This window comes from Rhizobium sp. BK098 (assembly GCF_014193155.1).
Classification (GTDB): Bacteria; Pseudomonadota; Alphaproteobacteria; order Rhizobiales; family Rhizobiaceae; genus Rhizobium.
In genome coordinates this window covers 361378-378384 of the sequence record NZ_JACHYY010000005.1, presented here as the reverse complement: position 1 = coordinate 378384, position 17007 = coordinate 361378, and the positions used below count along the sequence as shown (strand labels likewise).

Sequence of the window (17007 nt, the reverse complement as noted above, 5' to 3'; positions counted from 1 at the left end):
TCGACCGATACCGGTCAATGGTCAGGCTTCTGCGCGGTTTTTAAAGCTCTACCTGCATCTCAGCGCGTTCCAAGGACGCGCGGCGCGGTAAACGGCCCGATCATCTCTGCGGTACCGCTGCAATCGAGATGGTAACCTCTTCGTGAGGCTTCAATGGGATCGCCAGGCGGAATCGGACAAGTACTTGAATCAGTGCGGATAATTCAACAAAAGCTAATAGTTTGCACAGCAGGAACGGTTCGGCCGTTCAACAACGCTCCGAACTGCTCCATCTATCTGATTTTATTTACTTTCAGGCGGACTTTCCGCCCTTGATGACGCGCTTGACGACCGACCGACCGGTACGGGCATGCTCGCGGGTGAAGGCGAGGATGCGCGGCGCGATCTCGCGGCGGAAGCGCGAGCCGTTGAAGACGCCGTAATGGCCGACATCCGGCTGCAGATAGTGCATGCGCATATGGTCGGGGATATTGGTACAGATGGTCTGTGCCGCATGCGTCTGGCCGACGCCGGAAATATCGTCGTTTTCACCTTCGACGGTTAGAAGCGCGACGTTGCGGATGGCGGGGGGATCGACGCGCTCGCCGCGATGCATGAGCTCGCCCTTGGGCAGCGCGTGTTTGATGAAGACCTGATCGACCGTCTGCAGATAGAATTCTGCCGTCAGATCCATGACAGCCAGATATTCGTCATAGAAATCGCGGTGCTTCTCGGCCGGCTCGCCGTCATTCTTGACGAGGTGCACGAAGAAGTCCTTGTGAGCGATCATATGGCGGTCGAGGTTCATCGACATGAAGCCAGAAAGCTGCAGGAAGCCGGGATAGACGGGCCGCATGAAACCCGGCTGCGGCCAGGGCACGTTCATGACGACATTGTCGGCAAACCATTCCAGCGGCTTCTCCTTGGCGAGCTGGTTGACGGCAGTCGGATTGATGCGGGTATCGATCGGGCCCCCCATCAGCGTCATCGACGACGGCGCCAGGCGATCGCCCGCCGCCTCCATGACGGCCGCCGCTGCGAGAACCGGGACGGATGGCTGGCAGACAGCAACGACATGCGTATCCGACCCGAGGTGGTGCAACATCTCGATGACGTAATCGATATAATCCTCCAGATCGAAGGTGCCCTCTGTCATCGGCACCATACGCGCATCGATCCAGTCGGTGATGTAGACGTCAGCACCCGGCAGCAGGGCTTCTACGGTGCCGCGCAGCAGCGTCGCATAGTGGCCGGACATCGGCGCGACGATCAGAATGCGGGGATCGGCGCCATGGCCGGCGGGCAGGCTGCGCTCGAAATGGATGAGATTGCAGAAGGGCTTCTTCCAGACGATCTTTTCGTGCACGGAAACCGTCTTGCCGTCGATCTGCGTCTCATTGAGACCGAATTCCGGCTTGCCATAGCGCCGTGTAGTGCGCTCGAAAACCTCGAGGCTCGCCGTCAAGGTGCGGCCGAATACCGTATGCGAAAGGGGATTAAGGGGATTGGCATAGGCTAGGCGCATCATGTCCGCCGCGGCGCGAAAAGGGGCGAGAGCGGCATGATTGAGTTCATAAAACTGATAAAACATGGGGGCTTTACCTTTCGTGATGCGGGGCATCCGGCCGCGCAAATCACCTAAATCATTGAAGCGCACGCGTCTTGCGTGTCGCTGCCTTCACTGCGGCGCTCCTCCGGTCGCGCTGTGCAGCAGGATAATGATGGCTCCTCGGGCGCGATCCTCATCCTTCCTATGATCCAACCTAGCAGTTTTTGCTGCAGAGCAACATAACTACAATTGGTTCTTATCTATAAAAAACGCCGGAGAATCGCTTCCCCGGCATCAAGAATGATCTCGAAAGGTTAAAGTTCCTGAGCTCAGGCATCGGCGAGGAAGGTCTGGCGCTGCATGCCCAGGCCTTCCATGCCGAGCTCGACGACATCGCCCGGCTTCAAATACTGCGGCGGCTTCATGCCCATGCCGACGCCGGGAGGCGTGCCGGTGGAGATGACATCGCCCGGGTGCAGCGACATGAACTGGCTGAGATAGGAGACGAGGTAGGCAACACCATAGACCATGGTCCTGGTCGAGCCATTCTGCATCATCTTGCCGTTGACCTTGAGCCACATGCCGAGATTCTGCGGATCGGCAATCTCGTCCTTGGTGACGAGCCAGGGGCCGATCGGGCCGAAGGTGTCGCAGGACTTGCCCTTGGTCCACTGTCCCGAACGCTCGGTCTGGAAGGCGCGCTCGGAGACATCGTGGGAAACGCAGTAACCGGCGACATAATCAAGCGCATCGGCTTCGCTGACATATTTCGCCTTCTTGCCGATGACGACGCCGAGCTCGACTTCCCAGTCGGTCTTTTCAGAACCGCGCGGGATCAGCACAGTGTCGTTCGGGCCGACGATAGCAGAGCTTGCCTTCATGAAGATGATCGGCTCCGGCGGTACGGTGGCGCCGGTTTCGGCAGCATGGTCGGAGAAGTTCAGGCCGATGCAGATGAACTTGCCGGTGCCCGCGACGCAGGCGCCGAGGCGGCCTTCCGGCAACTCGGGCAGGCTCTTCGGATCGAGGGCCGCAATCTTTGCCAGACCTGCCGGCGAAATCGCCTCGCCGCCGATATCGGCGACATGGGCGGAGAGATCGCGGATCTTGCCGTCGCTATCCAGAAGCGCCGGCTTTTCCTTGCCGACTTCGCCAACACGCAACAGTTTCATGGATTTTCCTTCCCTGCATTTTCAAAGACGAGATCAATGACGTCATATATGAACGAGTTATTCACCAGTGTCATCAATCGATTTCCGAAAGCCTAGCATGGCTCGGCCCTCCGCGCTGGAAAAACAGCTTTTCTAGTTCGGGGATAATGACCTGGCGATTTCGACGATGACGTCAAAGGCCGTATTGATGTCTTCGGCCGTCGCCTCGAACTGACCGGCCTGGAAGCGGATGACCAGCCGGCCGCCGACGCGGGTCTGCGTCAGATAGATGCGGCCGTCATTGTTGATGGCATTGAGCAGTCGCTGCGTATGCTGTTCCTGATCGACCCCCGCAGGCGCCTTATGATCGAAGGAGAACAGCGACAGGAACGGCTCGGTGACAACTTCGAAATCCGGCTCTGCGGCTAGGCGCATCGCCAGATTCTGCGACCAGGACACATGGTTGCGGATCATCGTCCGCAATCCTTCCACGCCGTGATAGCGCAACAAAAACCAGAGCTTCAGCGCACGGAAGCGGCGGCCGAGCGGCACGGACCATTCCGAGTAATTAATGATGCCATCGTGGCCGTGCGTGCGCAGATATTCGGGCTGGATCGCCAGCGTGCGGACCAGCGTCTCCGGCTCACGAACGAACTGGACGGAGCAATCAAATTGCGCGCCGAGCCATTTATGCGGGTTGAAGACGACGGAATCGGCCTGTTCGACGCCTTGCCACAGTGTGCGGAATTCCGGGCAGATCATCGCCGAGCCCGCCCACGCGGCATCGACATGGACATAGAGCCCATGCGCATGGGCGACCTCAACGACGGCGGCGATATCGTCGCAGGCGCCAACGCTGGTGCCGCCGACGCAGGCAATGACCCCGGCCGGCAGTAGCCCGGCCGCGCGATCACGCTCGATCGCCTCGGCAAGCGCCTTCGGATCCATGGCCTTGTTGGGACCGCCGGTGGGAATCCGCACCAGATTATCCTCGCCAACACCTGATATCCAAATGGCCCGGTCGATGGAGGTATGGACCTGATCTGTCGAATAGATGCGCACTGCCTTATTGGCCGCAAGCCCGCTTTTGTTGCCCTGCCAGTCCAGCGCGCTTTCGCGCATGACCAGCACAGCCGCAAGGGTCGCGGTCGAGGCGGAATCCTGAATGACGCCAGTGAAGCTTTCCGGCAGGCCGAGGGCCTGGCGCAGCCAGTCAACGACCTTCGTTTCAAGTTCGGTCGCGGAAGGTGATGTCTGCCAGAGCATACATTGCGCGGCGATGGCGCTGACCAGATATTCGGCAACCACCGAGACGGGAGCGGCATTGGCAGGAAAATAGGCGAAAAAGCGCGGATGCTGCCAATGCGTCATGCCGGGCACCAGGATATCCTCAAAATCCTTGAAGATATCCTCCATGGCTTCGCCCGTTTCCGGTGGAGAATCGGCGATATGAGCCGCGATCTCGCCTGGCGCCATCTTCGCCCGGACCGGCCTGTCGCGAAGCGACGCACGATAATCCGCGCCCCAATTGGCCGCCTTCTCCGACCACTGTCGGAACTCCTCCCAATCCATGACGCTCCTCCTGCTCCATCGGACGGGGCGGACCTTAGACCGGTTTGACCACTCGGTCGAGTATCAGAACAGCTCGTCCAGCGCGGGCCCTAGCGGTACGATGCCGGTGGGATTGAGCGTCGAAATCGAGTAGTAGCCGCGCTTGATATGATCGAAGTCAACGGTTTCGGCAACACCTGGCCAATCGAACATCCGGCGGCAGAAAGACTGGAGGTTGGCATAGTCCGACAACCGGCGGAGATTGCATTTGAACAGGCCGTGATAGGCGACGTCGAAACGGACGAGGGTGACGAAGAGCCTGATATCGCTTTCCGTCGGATTGGCGGCAAAGAGGAAATCCCTGCCCTCCAGCTCGGTTTCGATCTGATCGAGGCAATCGAAGACCTCGTTGAAGGCTTCTTCATAGGCGATCTGCGTCGTGGCGAAGCCCGCGCGATAGACGCCATTGTTGAGAGCGGGATAGATCCGGGCATTGAAACTGTCGATTTCATCCCGCTTACCGGCCGGATAGAGATCGATGTCATTGCGGGCAAGATCGCCAAAGCCGTCATTCAGCATGCGCAGAATATCGGAGGATTCGTTGTTGACGATCGTGCCCTTCTGCTTGTCCCATAGGACCGGTACGGTGGCGCGGCCAGTAAACGTCGGATCAGCCTTGGTATAGATCTCATGCATGTAGCTGGCGCCGTTTATCGGATCGTTCGTCGCACCGGGATAATCGCCAAACTGCCAGCCCTGCTTGGACAACACGGGTTCGACGATGGAAACGGAAATGACCTCTTCCAGACCCTTCAGCTTGCGGCCAATCAGGGTACGTGAAGCCCAGGGGCAGATCAGAGCGACGTAAAGATGATAGCGGCCGGCCTCTGCTTTGAAACCGCCGTCACCCGTCGGTCCTGCACGACCATCGGGCGTGACCCAGTTGCGGAAGCTCGAAATCTGGCGAACGAAACCGCCCTTCTCATCCTTGGCCTGGACCGGCTGCCAATCCTCAGTCCATTTTCCATTTACCAGCAAGGCTCTGTCTCCGCTCGCACGCGTTCCTATAGGGGCGGAGCATAGCGGAACAAAATTTCAACGGAATAACGCAAACTTGAAACAGACTGTCTACCTGGCGAATGTAGATACCTCTATGTATCAAATGACGCGTTTGCGATCAGGTTTATCGGAGAAATCCCATGGCGACATCCGTTTCCAACGTCAGGACCGACCATGCCAGCCGCTATCTCCAGCAGCTCTGCAAGCATTGGAGCCATCGCTTCAGCGTGGAATTTGATGCGGCTGCTGGCAGGGTGCCGTTCGGCGCGGAAAACTTCCTCGATCTGGCGGCCGAACCCGGCAACCTCGTCATGACGCTGACGGTCGAGAAGCCCGAAGACCTCGAGCGCATGCAGAACGTCGTTGCCGACCACCTCAAGCGCTTCGCCTTCCGCGAGGAGCTCGACGTGAACTGGACTGCCCGAGTTTAAGTTCTCATCCTCTATTTATGACCAGCCAACGGCCAGTTTCGATCGCCTGCGGCAAATGCTCTCTAAGGAAGAAGCCCTCATGACATCAAGCAACAGCCGCGAATCCCAATATCCGATCGACAAGCTCTTTCTCGACCGCTGGTCGCCGCGCGCTTTTTCCAACGAGACCCTGCCGGAAGCCGACCTGCTGACCATTCTGGAAGCGGCGCATTGGGCACCCTCCGCCTCGAACCTGCAGCCCTGGCGTTTCCTCTATGCGCTGCGCGGCTCGGAACATTGGGACCGGTTTTTGAGCGTCCTGATCGACTTCAATCAGGGCTGGGTGAAATCCGCTGGTGCGCTGCTTTTCGTCATTTCCCGCACTCACAGCGGCGAGCTTGGCTCCGCCGACCAGAAGCCCAGCTACAGCCACTCTTTCGATGCGGGCGCGGCTTGGGGCTTCCTGGCCATCCAGGCACATTTAGCCGGCTATGAAGCTCATGGCATGACGGGCTTCCACGTCGAAAAGGCGTATGAGGTTCTCGGCATTCCGGATGGCTTCCGCGTCGAGGCTGCCGTTGCGATCGGCAAGATCGGCGACAAGAATCAACTTCCGGAAAAGCTGCGCGAGCGCGAAGTGCCGAGCCAGCGCAATCCGCTTTCAGGACTGGCCTTCAACGGCACCTTCATCGCCAAGTAATCGATAAAAAAGAAAGGCCCGCCGAAACTATCCGGCGGGCCTTTTGTCTTTTCGTCAAACAATCAGATGTCGAGATTGGCGACGTTCAGCGCATTGTCCTGAATAAACTCGCGCCGCGGCTCGACCTCATCGCCCATGAGCCGGGCAAAGAGGCCATCTGCATCGGTCGCATCCGTGACCCTCACCTGCAGCAGCGAGCGGACGTTCGGGTCGAGCGTCGTTTCCCAGAGCTGCTCGGCATTCATCTCGCCGAGACCTTTATAACGCTGCAGCGTCAGCCCCTTGCGGCCGCCGGCAAAGATCGTGTCCAGCAGCTGGCGAGGGCCGGAAATCTCCGTCTCTCCATCGCGGCGAACAAGCTTTGGCGGTGTGATATAGACTTCCTTCAACCGCGCGCCGAGCTGATCGATAAGGCGGGCATCCTGCGAACCGATCAGCGCCATGTCGAGGAAGACGACTTCCTTGACGCCGCGTACGGTGCGCTCAAAGCGCAGGCCGCCCTCGCTCGTCACGGCGCCAGTCCAGCCGCGCTCGGTTTCCTCGGCGATGACATCTAGCCGCTTGGCAACGTCATTGGCGAGCGCCTCCGCACGCGCGGGATCGCTGACCATTTCGGCATTGAGAGCGCCTGCAATTGCCGCCTGCTCGACGACGGAGCGATTATAGCGGGAATGCAGATTGTCGATCAGCGTGCGCAGACGAAGCGCGTCATAGATCGCCTCGCGCAGATCCTGACCGGTACGGACTTCGCCGTTGCCGAGGCGCAGGCTCGCATCGTCCGTGCCCTGGCCGATCAGATATTCTTCCAGCGCCTTCTCGTCCTTGACATATTGCACCGACTTGCCGCGCGTCACCTTATAGAGCGGCGGCTGGGCGATATAGAGATGGCCGCGCTCGATGAGATCGGGCATCTGCCGGAAGAAGAACGTCAGCAGCAGGGTACGGATATGCGCGCCATCGACGTCTGCGTCCGTCATGATGATGATCTTGTGATAGCGGAGCTTTTCGGCGTTGAATTCGTCCTTGCCGATGCCGGTGCCGAGTGCAGTGATCAGCGTGCCGATTTCCTGGCTCGACAGCATCTTGTCGAAGCGAGCGCGCTCGACGTTCAGGATCTTGCCACGCAGCGGCAGGATGGCCTGGTTTTCGCGCGAACGGCCCTGCTTGGCCGAACCGCCCGCCGAGTCGCCCTCGACGAGGAAGACTTCAGACTTGGCGGGATCACGCTCCGAGCAGTCGGCAAGCTTGCCGGGGAGCGAGGCGATATCAAGCGCGCCCTTGCGGCGGGTCAGCTCGCGCGCCTTGCGGGCCGCTTCACGGGCGGCAGCGGCTTCGACGACCTTGCCAACCAGAACCTTGGCTTCGGACGGATGTTCCTCGAGCCAGGTGCTGAGAGCTTCGTTGACCAGGCTCTCGACGACGGGGCGAACTTCGGAGGAAACCAGCTTGTCCTTGGTCTGCGAGGAGAATTTCGGATCGGGAACCTTGACCGACAGCACGGCGGTCAGGCCTTCGCGGCAGTCGTCGCCGGTCAGCGTCACCTTTTCCTTTTTGGTAATGCCCGAGCTGTCCGCATAGGAGGTGATCTGGCGCGTCAGGGCAGCGCGGAAGCCGGCCATGTGCGTGCCGCCGTCGCGCTGCGGAATGTTGTTGGTGAAGCAGAGTACGTTTTCGTGGTAGCTATCGTTCCACCACATCGCAACTTCGACGGTGATTCCGTCCTTCTCGCTGCGGATCGAAACCGGCTTTTGGACCAGCGGCTTCTTGGCGCGATCGAGATAGGAGACGAAGGCTTCCAGGCCGCCGTCGTAAAGCAACTCTTCCTGCCTGACGTCGGAATGACGCTTGTCGGTCAGAAGGATGCGGACGCCGGAATTCAGAAAGGCGAGTTCGCGCAGACGATGCTCGAGCGTGCCGTAGTCGAACTCAATCATGGTGAAGGTTTCGGAGCTCGGCATGAAGCTGACTTCGGTGCCGGTCTCGTCGCCCGCATCACCCGTTTCCTTCAGCGGTGCATCCGCCACGCCATGGGTGAAGCTCATTTCATGGATCTTGCCCTGGCGGCGGATCTTCAGCTTCAACCAGACAGACAGCGCGTTGACGACCGAAACGCCGACGCCATGTAGACCGCCGGAAACCTTATAGGAATTCTGGTCGAACTTACCGCCGGCATGAAGCTGGGTCATGATGACCTCAGCCGCCGAAACACCTTCGCCGCTGTGAATATCCGTCGGGATACCGCGGCCGTTATCGGTGACCGTGACCGAACCGTCGGGATTGAGCGTCACCGTTACGATATCGGCATGGCCGGCCAAGGCCTCGTCGATCGCGTTATCGACGACCTCATAGACCATATGATGCAGGCCCGAGCCGTCATCCGTGTCGCCGATATACATGCCGGGACGCTTGCGCACCGCATCGAGGCCCTTCAGGACCTTGATGGAATCTGCGCCATACTCGGCGTTGCCACCATTATCGGTTACGGACGTGTCGGTCATATATTGAAGTCTTTCCAGTGTTTAGAGAACGCTGCCGATCCGTAGAGTATGATGCCGAAAAGTGTGAGCGGTTTTCGGACGACATCATGCTCTACTTCTTTGAGTTTAGAGCGGATTCAGATTTCAGGTCGTTTCGACCTGAAATCTTCCGACTCTAACGAATCAGCGGTTTTTCCTAGCCTGTATATAGGATGTTTCACCCTGAAGTTCCAAACGGAAGGCCCCGAAATCAGGTATAAAACAGGGGATTAAGGCGGTTTTCAGCCGGTTTTTCCGGCATTTTCCAGAACCTTCGAGAGTTCGCGGATCGTTGCCGCGTCAAGGCTGCGGATCTTGCCTGCCAAGTGATTGACAAAGGCCGTATATTCCGGCGAAAGCCCGGAGGTATCGACGACAACGCGGGGGTCGGAAAACCGCGCCAGTAGGAACAATTCCTCGGCCTCGTCCCAGATGATGTTGAAATAACCGGCGATGCGCTGCAGGAGATCGAAGGTCGGCAGGCCGCGCTTTCCGTGTTCTAAGGCGGATAAATAAGCCGGAGTCACGTTCAGCGCAGCCGCCATCTGCTTCTGCGAGACGCCTTTGCGCAGCCGCAGCTTGCGTACCGCTTCGCCGAACGGGGTCAAAGCTTCTCCCCCTTCAGGCGCGACAGGCGGATATAAAGCGCACCCTCGCCGCCGTGATGCTGCGCCGCCGTCTCGTAAGAGGAAATCAGAAAGCGAAATTCGGGCTTGGAAAACCAGAGCGGTACGGCACGCTTCAGCGCTCCTTCGCTGCCCATGGAGCTGCCCTTGCCTGTTATGACGAGCACATGGCGAAGGCCGCGGCTATGGGCGCGCAGCAGGAAATCCAGAAGCATGCAATGGGCCTCGCTCTGGATAAGGCCGTGAAGATCGATCCTGGCCTCAAGTGCCAGATGTCCCCTGGCGATCTTGCGCTTGACGGGGCGTTCGAGCGGATGATGGCGGCCGGCCGGCTGCTTTACAGGCGCGGGAGCTTCCTGCGTTTCGGCCGAGAGAGGCACTGGCTTCGTCCTTGCGGCGCGGGCGCTTTCTTCGATTTCGGCTTCCGCCTGCAGCGCCGCCTCGAAAGCCTTGATGTCAGCTATCCGGCCTGGCATAGGGCGCGTGCTCTTGGCGACCTTACCCCAGAGGATTCGGTCTTCCGTGCTGAGCTTTCGTTCCTTGTTCTGCCGTTCCGGGGCCATCAACCAAACCTCTGCGCCGCCGCCTTCGGAATGAGTATATAAAAATCGGCGTCGTTGCGCACGGTCCCGGCAAGCTCCCCGGCATCATAGCCGGAGCCGGTAAAGATATCGCCACGCGCCGGCCCGACAATCGCCGAGCCTGTGTCGAGCGCCAGCATGAGGCGCGCGAATGGCTTGCCGGCGTCGAGATGCGTCAAGCTTTCAGACCGGATGAAGAAGGGGAAACCGAAGGTGTGGATGAGCCTGTCGACCGCAAGGGAACGGCCGGGTACCAGCGGCACTTTTGCCGCTGCAATCGGCCCGAGAGCGGGATCGCTGACATCGGCTTCGCGGAAGAAGATATAGGATCGATTGTGCCAGAGGACTTCATCGACCTGCTCGGGGTGTGCGTAAAGCCAGTCACGGATCGTCTGCATGGAGATCGTCGCGCGATCCAGCAGGCCGCGCTCGATGAGCAGGCGACCGACCGCCGAAAAGGGATGACCGGCCTTGGCGGCATAGGTGATGCGGCCGAGACGCCCGTCCGGATAGCGCAGACGTGCCGCACCCTGCACATGCACGAAGAAGATATCGACCTTGGATTTCGCCCAGGCGATCTCCAGGCCCTTGCCTTCGAGATAGCCGCGATCGATTTCGCCGCGGTCGGGATAGCCGGAAATTAACCCGCCTCGCAGCCGTCCAAACATGTAGGATGGATCGAGCTCGGCAGGGCGATTGCTGTCATCCAGATCGATGAGATCGTCCGGGCGGCGATAAAAGGGATAGCGGTAGATCTCGTTCGGCTCGGCGGAGACTTCGATTTCCGGCTCGTAGAAGGCTGTCACAAAGCCGGCCGCGCCGCTATCACGGCGAATGAAAAAGGGCTGACAGTGTTGCTCGAAGAAAGCCCGGGCTTCGGCCGCATTGCGCGGCTCCTGCCCGTCTGTCGCATCGAGGAGCGTCATGAGATCATCGGCCGTCAGTCCCACTACACCCGTGCGATAGGGCTTCACATCGCGGATATGGGTACGACAGTCTTTCATCGCGCGAAAAAGGCTGGAAGGATCGTCCTCCTCCCAGCCCTTCAGATCGGCGAAGGTTGCCGGCTCCAGCCTGAAATCCTGCGATAGGCTCGTCATTGTTCCGATTCGGTCGCCACAAGTTTCCAGTTCGGATCGCGCGAACGCGTGTCGCGGGCGAAGGTCCAGAGATCGCTGACCTCGGCCACGGCTTCTGCATCGCCATCGATCAAAGTGCCGGCCTTGTCGTAGGTGGCCGAGATCATCTGGCTGACGATGCGCATGGTGATGAGGACATCCGTTCCCTTCACCTCGGCGGTGACGATATCGGCCTTGTCGATACCGACAAAGGTGGACTTCACCTTTTCGCCCCTGGCTTCGCGTTCGGCGATGGCGGCATCGAAGCCCTCGTAGACCTCGCGCGACAGCAGGCCTTTCAGCGACTTGCGATCACCCTCGGCAAAGGCCATGACGATCATCTCATAGGCCATGCGGGCACCGTTGACGAATTCCTTGGGATTGAAGGAAGGATCGGCCTTGCTCACGTCGCGCAGCGAATCATTGAGCGGCGTGCCGGCCGGGGTAAAGGCATCGATGGCAGCAAAACGATCTTCCTCTTCGGTCCCATCGCGCCGCGGCAAGGTCACCACCTTGCCGGCATCCGGTGCCGTTGGGCCATTGGCCGGATCTGCGGAACCATAGAGATCGCGCGGCGGCTTCTCATTCCCCGTGCGGCGGCCGAGAACGCTGCGCAGCTGAAAGAAGATCAGCACCGCTGCCACCAGGAAAAAGATCGTCACAAAATCGTTTGCACCCATCTCGTATCGGAACCACCGTTAAAATTAAAAGATCAATCCCCATATAGTCCGCATCGATCTATCATTCAAATAGCGGACCGGTTTCTTTATTATACGCGCGAAACCAACGCTTACGCGAAGAAACCCCGCTCTCAGGACCACCGTAACATGCGCCTATCACTTCTTCCTATCTTCGTCTTTCTGATGCCTCTGGCTGAAATTGCCGGATTCATCGTGGTTGGAAAGATGATCGGCGTCTGGGCGACACTGGGGCTTGTCATCCTCAGCGTGCTGCTCGGTGCTGCTCTTTTGAGAATCCAGGGCATCGGCATTCTCCAGCGCATTTCGGCCGAAAGCCGCAATGGCGGCGATCCCGGCCGCGAGATGGTGCATGGCGCCATGATCGTGGTTGCAGCCTTCTTCCTGATGCTGCCCGGCTTCATCTCCGATATCATCGGCCTGTTGCTCTTCATCCCGGCCGTACGCGATCTCGCCTGGCAGGTTTTGCGCAAGCGCATCGTCGTTCTCGGCAATTCGCGGGCGTTCCACCGCGGGCAAGGCCCGGGCGCCGGACCGCAGAGCCGGCCTAACAAACCCGGAAACGTCGTCGATCTCGATGAAGGCGATTTCCATCGAGAGCCAAACCGCAACTCGCCCTGGTCGGACCAAAAGCGGCTGGAAGACTAGAGAACGGCCTCCGGAGTGCCGGAGCCATAAGGGTTGTAAGCCCCTTTTCTAAATGCTAGATGGCGACACCCATCGAGACGTGAGAGGACACCCCCATGGCCAACGAGACCAACGGCAACGGTGCTGCCAGCCCGAGCCTCAGCATCCTTGCTCAGTACACCAAGGATCTTTCCTTCGAAAATCCGGGTGCCCCGCGCTCGCTTCAGGCCCGGGAAAATGCTCCCGACATCAATATCAATGTGAACGTCAACGCCAACCCGCTGTCGGATTCCGATTTCGACGTCGTGCTGACGCTGAGCGCCGAAGCCAAGGATGGCGAGCGCGTGCTCTTCCACACCGAGCTGGTTTATGGCGGCGTCTTCCGCGTCACCGGTTTCCCGCAGGAACACATGCTGCCGCTGCTCTTCATCGAATGCCCGCGCCTGCTGTTCCCCTTCGCACGCCAGATCATCGCCGACGTCACGCGCAACGGCGGCTTCCCGCCGCTGATGATCGATCCGATCGATTTCGCTCAGATGTTCACGCAGCGCATGGCCGAAGAACAGGCCCGCGCCCAGGTTTCGGCCGTTCCGAACTGAGCCTCGATTTTTCCTGTTCTGGAAACGAAAATGCCCGGATCGCACGTCCGGGCATTTTCTTTTGATTCTTGAAAAAACGCCCTATTCGGAAGCAGGGTATTTCGACCAGATTCCCTTCGTACCGAGCTTGGCGACCAGCGCCGCGTGAGCCGCGAGTTCCTCCTCGGTCAGCCGGCTCGGCAGCGGAGCGGGCCGCGCCAAGATATCGACGACGATTTCCTCCGCGACATCGTTCTGGCGCGAGCGTGCCGACGAACCGGTGACACTGCCAAGCCCGAGCGCCGTCTGCCGGCCGCCGATCATCTCGATATAGACTTCAGCCAGCAGTTCGGAGTCGAGCAACGCGCCATGTTTCATGCGGTGCGAGTTGTCGATGCCGTAGCGACGGCAAAGAGCATCGAGCGAATTCGGACCCATCGGATGTTTGCGCCGGGCCATGGCCAAAGTATCGATCACCATATCGGGCAGGATCGGCGGCCGGCCTAGCCTTGCGAATTCGGCGTTGACGAAACCCATGTCGAAGGTGGCGTTGTGCGCGATCCATTTGGCATCGCCGAAGAAGTTGAGGATCTTGTCCGCGACCTCTTCGAAGGGCGGCTTGTCCTTCAGCGATTCGTCGGTGATGCCGTGCACCGCGAGCGCATCCGGATGCACCTTGCGATCACCCGGATTGATATAGAGGTGCAGCGTGTTTCCTGTCGGGAAATGGTTGATGAGCTCGATACCGCCAATTTCAATGATCCGGTCGGCCCTGTTGTCGAGGCCCGTGGTTTCCGTATCGAAAATGATCTCGCGCATATCGAAACTCCGCTTTCCTATGTCTTGCTCTGCTGCTTGCGCCGCAGATCAGCAATAATCTCTCTGACCTGCTCGCCGGCCGCCTCGATACTTCCGCCGGTATCGATGACGTAATCGGCGCGCGCCCGCTTTTCTGCGTCCGGCGTCTGGCGGGAGAGAATCATGTTGAATTTTTCCTCCGTCATGCCCGCTCGGGCAAGAACCCTCTCCCGCTGAATCTGTGGATCGCAGCTGACGACAACAACCTTATCCACTCGTTTGTCGGCGCCAGTTTCGAAGAGCAGCGGAATATCCAGCACCACCAGATCGGCGCCGGCCTCGCTTTGACGTTCCAGGAACTGACGCTCGCGTTCGCGCACCAGCGGATGAACGATGGCCTCGAGACGCTTGAAACCGGAGGGATCGCCGGCAAGCTTTCGGCTGAGCTCCTGCCGATCGACCTTACCGTCGCTGGTCGTTCCCGGAAAGGAAGCCTCGACCAGCGGCACGGCTTCGCCACTATAGAGATCATGCACGACCGCATCGGAATCGTTCACCGGTATTCCGGCTTCGGCGAAAAGTTTTGCCGAGGTCGATTTTCCCATGCCGATCGATCCGGTGAGCCCGATCTTGATCATATTAGTGCTTTTCCATATCGGCGATGATCAATGCCCTCAAGGTTTCATCGACCGCCGGACGTTTTCCGAACCATTTTTCGAAGCCCGGCACGGCCTGATGCAGCAGCATGCCAAGGCCATCGACGATGGCGAAGCCCTGTTCCTGGGCCTGGGCGAGAAGCGGTGTCTTCAACGGTACATAGACAATGTCGGTGACGACGGCGCCTTCTGCAAGAGAGGAAAAATCGATACGCGGCGCTGCTTCGCCGTCCATGCCCAGCGATGTCGTATTGATAAAGAGACCGGCACCCTGCATGACCTCGCCGAGTGCGGCCATCGGATGGGCATGAACCCGTTCGCCGAAGCGGTCCGCCAATTCCTGCGCCCGCTCGACCGTGCGGTTGACCACATGAATTTCCTTGAAGCCGCGGTCGCGCACCGCCTGGATCACGGCGCGGCTGGCACCCCCCGCCCCGAGGATGACGGCACGATCGCTGCGATCCCAGCCAGGGTGACGCTCATCCAGATTTGCCGTGAAGCCGCGGCTATCGGTGTTCGTTGCGTGCAGCTCGCCGCCTTCGAGCCACAGGGTGTTGGACGCGCCCAATTCTTCCGAAAGTTCGTCAGGCCGATCAGCGAGTTTGAACGCCGCTTCCTTATGGGGGATGGTGACGTTGCCGCCCACGAAGCCGCTGGTGCCGTCCTTCAAGGATGCAATGAAGGCTTCGAAAGCTTCTACGGCAACCTCATGGGCGCGATAGCTGCCGGCCAGACCGAGCTGCTTCAGCCAGTATCCATGGATGAGCGGCGAGCGCGAATGCTTGACCGGATAACCCGTTACAAAAGCGTTTACGCTTTGTGTTTCACGTGAATCATCCATCGATCGTCCCCAACTCTCGCAGTTTTTCCAGAAGCGGCAGCATCGGCAATCCAACGATGGTGAAATAGTCGCCGTCGATTTTGGAGAAGAGCTGGATGCCTTCGCCTTCCAGCTGATAGGCGCCGACGCTCGACAAGGCCTTATCGCCGACGCGGCCCAGGTGGCGGTGAATGAAATCGGCCGATAATTCCCGCATGGTCAGATCGGCGTGAGACACATGCTCCCATATAATGTCGCCGTTGCGTGCGAGCGCGATGGCGCTATTCAGCCGATGCGTCTTTCCGGACAAGGTCCCCAGATGATTTTCCGCATCGGCTATCGACTTTGGCTTGTGGAAGACCTGGGCACCCAACGACATGGTCTGATCGGAACCGATGACGAGCGAGGCGGGAAAGCGATCGCTCACCTCTTTTGCCTTCGCCTTTGCCAGCACGAGCGCGACCGCATCCGGGCTGGCGCCACCCAGCTCCAGCGGTGCTTCGATCGCGCGCTCATCGATATCGGCAGCGATCGCCTGAAAATGCAATCCGGCGTTTTCCATCAGCATCCGCCGGAATGGGCTGGAGGATGCAAGGATAAGGGGCGAGGTCATGACGGCTGCCTCCGAGATAGTCATGGGGAGCGCTTAGCGCAGCTTGGGGCGCAGGGCAACAATGGCGGCGGCCGTCTCTTCGATGGAACGGCGTGTGACATCGATGATCGGCCAGTTGTGCCTGGCGCAGAGCGAGCGAGCATATTTCAGCTCTTCAGAGATCGCGGCCCGATCGGTGTAGTCGCCTCGATCGAAGCCGGGCGTCGTGCCGAGGATGCGGTTTTCGCGAACCTGCGAGATACGGTCGGTCGTCGCAACAAGCCCGACGATCAAGGGCTTCGTCGCCCTGGCAAGGCTTTCAGGCAACGGCACGCCATGGACGATCGGAATGTTTGCTGTCTTGATGCCGCGGTTGGCCAGATAGATGCTCGTCGGCGTTTTCGAGGTGCGACTGATACCGATTATGACGACGTCGGCGTCGTCATAATCATCGGGCATCTGGCCGTCATCATGATCCATGGTGAAGTTCAGCGCTTCGATGCGGGCGAAATAATCCGCATTCATCACATGCTGCGCGCCGACGCGGCGGCGCGATGCCGTGCCGAGATAGGTCTGAAAAACATTCATGACCGGCTCGAGAACATTGACTGATGGTACGCCCATCTCCCTGCAGCGCTCGGCGATGAAATCGGCAAGTTCTCGATCGACGATCGTATAGAGGACGATACCCGGGCTGTGGTCGATCGCCTCCAAGACAGGCAGAAGCTGCTTGCGGTTTCTGATCAGCGGATAGACGTGCTCGATCGGCTGGCTGGCATGGAATTGCACGGAGGCGGCGCGGCCGGCCGAGATGAGAGTCTCGCCCGTTGAGTCAGAAATCAGGTGCAGATGAAAGAAGCTCGTCCGGTTTTCCACGCTACTTTCCATCACCTGTTGATATCTCGGGAGAAAAGAGAGGTACGAGAAGGGGCCTATCTTGGGCAAGTGGAAAACCGCCGGGTTTTCCACATTTGGAATTTTCGAGAGACGGCTTTCGC

18 protein-coding genes are annotated in these 17007 nt (G+C 59.3%); 4 read left to right on the top strand and 14 right to left on the bottom strand.

Annotated elements, in window-relative coordinates:
- Positions 1-292: 292 nt before the first annotated feature.
- From phaZ to FHT73_RS16175, 4 genes are all read right to left on the bottom strand, one after another.
- Positions 293-1570: a polyhydroxyalkanoate depolymerase gene (gene phaZ / locus FHT73_RS16190; RefSeq protein ID WP_183712942.1), complete on the bottom strand. Its 1278-nt coding sequence runs from the start codon at positions 1568-1570 to the stop codon at positions 293-295.
- Positions 1571-1857: 287 nt separating this feature from the next.
- Entirely contained in the window at positions 1858-2700 is an 843-nt protein-coding gene (locus FHT73_RS16185) for a fumarylacetoacetate hydrolase family protein (protein ID WP_183712939.1), read from the bottom strand.
- Between the two features lie 132 nt (positions 2701-2832).
- A complete protein-coding gene (locus FHT73_RS16180; protein WP_183712937.1) occupies positions 2833-4251 on the bottom strand; it encodes a pyridoxal-dependent decarboxylase in 1419 nt (472 codons plus the stop codon).
- 63 nt (positions 4252-4314) lie between these two features.
- On the bottom strand, positions 4315-5268 hold the full coding sequence (locus FHT73_RS16175; RefSeq protein ID WP_112606966.1) for a glutathione S-transferase family protein: 954 nt from the start codon (positions 5266-5268) through the stop codon (positions 4315-4317).
- A gap of 161 nt (positions 5269-5429) precedes the next feature.
- Here FHT73_RS16175 and FHT73_RS16170 point away from each other — a divergent pair, with 161 nt between their 5' ends.
- Both FHT73_RS16170 and FHT73_RS16165 read left to right on the top strand, forming a co-directional pair.
- A complete protein-coding gene (locus tag FHT73_RS16170; protein WP_112606964.1) occupies positions 5430-5720 on the top strand; it encodes a DUF2218 domain-containing protein in 291 nt (96 codons plus the stop codon).
- Between the two features lie 79 nt (positions 5721-5799).
- Positions 5800-6399, top strand: coding sequence for a nitroreductase family protein (locus tag FHT73_RS16165; RefSeq protein WP_112606962.1), 600 nt, complete (start codon positions 5800-5802; stop codon positions 6397-6399).
- Between the two features lie 62 nt (positions 6400-6461).
- Here FHT73_RS16165 and gyrB read toward each other — a convergent pair whose 3' ends face one another.
- The 5 genes from gyrB to FHT73_RS16140 all read right to left on the bottom strand — a co-directional run bounded on the left by gyrB (position 6462) and on the right by FHT73_RS16140 (position 11920).
- Positions 6462-8897 carry a DNA topoisomerase (ATP-hydrolyzing) subunit B gene (gene gyrB, locus FHT73_RS16160; RefSeq protein ID WP_112338600.1) on the bottom strand — a complete coding sequence of 812 codons (2436 nt, stop codon included), beginning with the start codon at positions 8895-8897 and terminating at the stop codon, positions 6462-6464.
- A 260-nt stretch (positions 8898-9157) separates the two neighbouring features.
- Positions 9158-9523 (bottom strand): helix-turn-helix domain-containing protein, encoded by a 366-nt coding sequence (locus FHT73_RS16155; protein ID WP_069613918.1) that lies wholly within the window; start codon positions 9521-9523, stop codon positions 9158-9160.
- Positions 9520-10104: a Smr/MutS family protein gene (locus FHT73_RS16150; protein WP_112606960.1), complete on the bottom strand. Its 585-nt coding sequence runs from the start codon at positions 10102-10104 to the stop codon at positions 9520-9522. The genes FHT73_RS16155 and FHT73_RS16150 overlap by 4 nt, the downstream gene beginning before the upstream one ends.
- Positions 10104-11222 carry a murein transglycosylase A gene (locus tag FHT73_RS16145; RefSeq protein WP_112606958.1) on the bottom strand — a complete coding sequence of 373 codons (1119 nt, stop codon included), beginning with the start codon at positions 11220-11222 and terminating at the stop codon, positions 10104-10106. The genes FHT73_RS16150 and FHT73_RS16145 overlap by 1 nt, the downstream gene beginning before the upstream one ends.
- Positions 11219-11920, bottom strand: a complete 702-nt coding sequence (locus FHT73_RS16140) for a Tim44/TimA family putative adaptor protein (RefSeq protein ID WP_015338173.1) — start codon at positions 11918-11920, stop codon at positions 11219-11221. The genes FHT73_RS16145 and FHT73_RS16140 overlap by 4 nt, the downstream gene beginning before the upstream one ends.
- Before the next feature lie 147 nt (positions 11921-12067).
- On the opposite strand from FHT73_RS16140, the gene FHT73_RS16135 reads away from it, so the two are divergent.
- Both FHT73_RS16135 and secB read left to right on the top strand, forming a co-directional pair.
- The gene (locus FHT73_RS16135; RefSeq protein ID WP_112606956.1) at positions 12068-12586 is read left to right on the top strand and encodes an FxsA family protein; all 519 of its coding nucleotides are present in this window, start codon (positions 12068-12070) and stop codon (positions 12584-12586) included.
- Positions 12587-12681: 95 nt separating this feature from the next.
- Complete coding sequence (gene secB, locus FHT73_RS16130) at positions 12682-13164, top strand: protein-export chaperone SecB (protein ID WP_069613913.1); 483 nt, start codon at positions 12682-12684, stop codon at positions 13162-13164.
- A gap of 81 nt (positions 13165-13245) precedes the next feature.
- Here the strand turns inward: secB and dnaQ are convergent, their stop codons facing one another.
- The 5 genes from dnaQ to FHT73_RS16105 are packed head-to-tail and all read right to left on the bottom strand — an operon-like array spanning position 13246 to position 16885.
- On the bottom strand, positions 13246-13962 hold the full coding sequence (gene dnaQ, locus FHT73_RS16125; RefSeq protein WP_183712934.1) for a DNA polymerase III subunit epsilon: 717 nt from the start codon (positions 13960-13962) through the stop codon (positions 13246-13248).
- Between the two features lie 17 nt (positions 13963-13979).
- Complete coding sequence (gene coaE / locus FHT73_RS16120) at positions 13980-14579, bottom strand: dephospho-CoA kinase (RefSeq protein WP_183712931.1); 600 nt, start codon at positions 14577-14579, stop codon at positions 13980-13982.
- Position 14580: 1 nt separating this feature from the next.
- Positions 14581-15438 (bottom strand): shikimate dehydrogenase, encoded by an 858-nt coding sequence (locus FHT73_RS16115; RefSeq protein ID WP_183712928.1) that lies wholly within the window; start codon positions 15436-15438, stop codon positions 14581-14583.
- Entirely contained in the window at positions 15431-16030 is a 600-nt protein-coding gene (locus tag FHT73_RS16110; RefSeq protein WP_183712925.1) for a Maf-like protein, read from the bottom strand. Before FHT73_RS16110 ends, FHT73_RS16115 begins: the two co-directional genes overlap by 8 nt.
- Before the next feature lie 33 nt (positions 16031-16063).
- Positions 16064-16885 (bottom strand): pyruvate, water dikinase regulatory protein, encoded by an 822-nt coding sequence (locus tag FHT73_RS16105; RefSeq protein ID WP_183712922.1) that lies wholly within the window; start codon positions 16883-16885, stop codon positions 16064-16066.
- Positions 16886-17007: the final 122 nt, after the last annotated feature.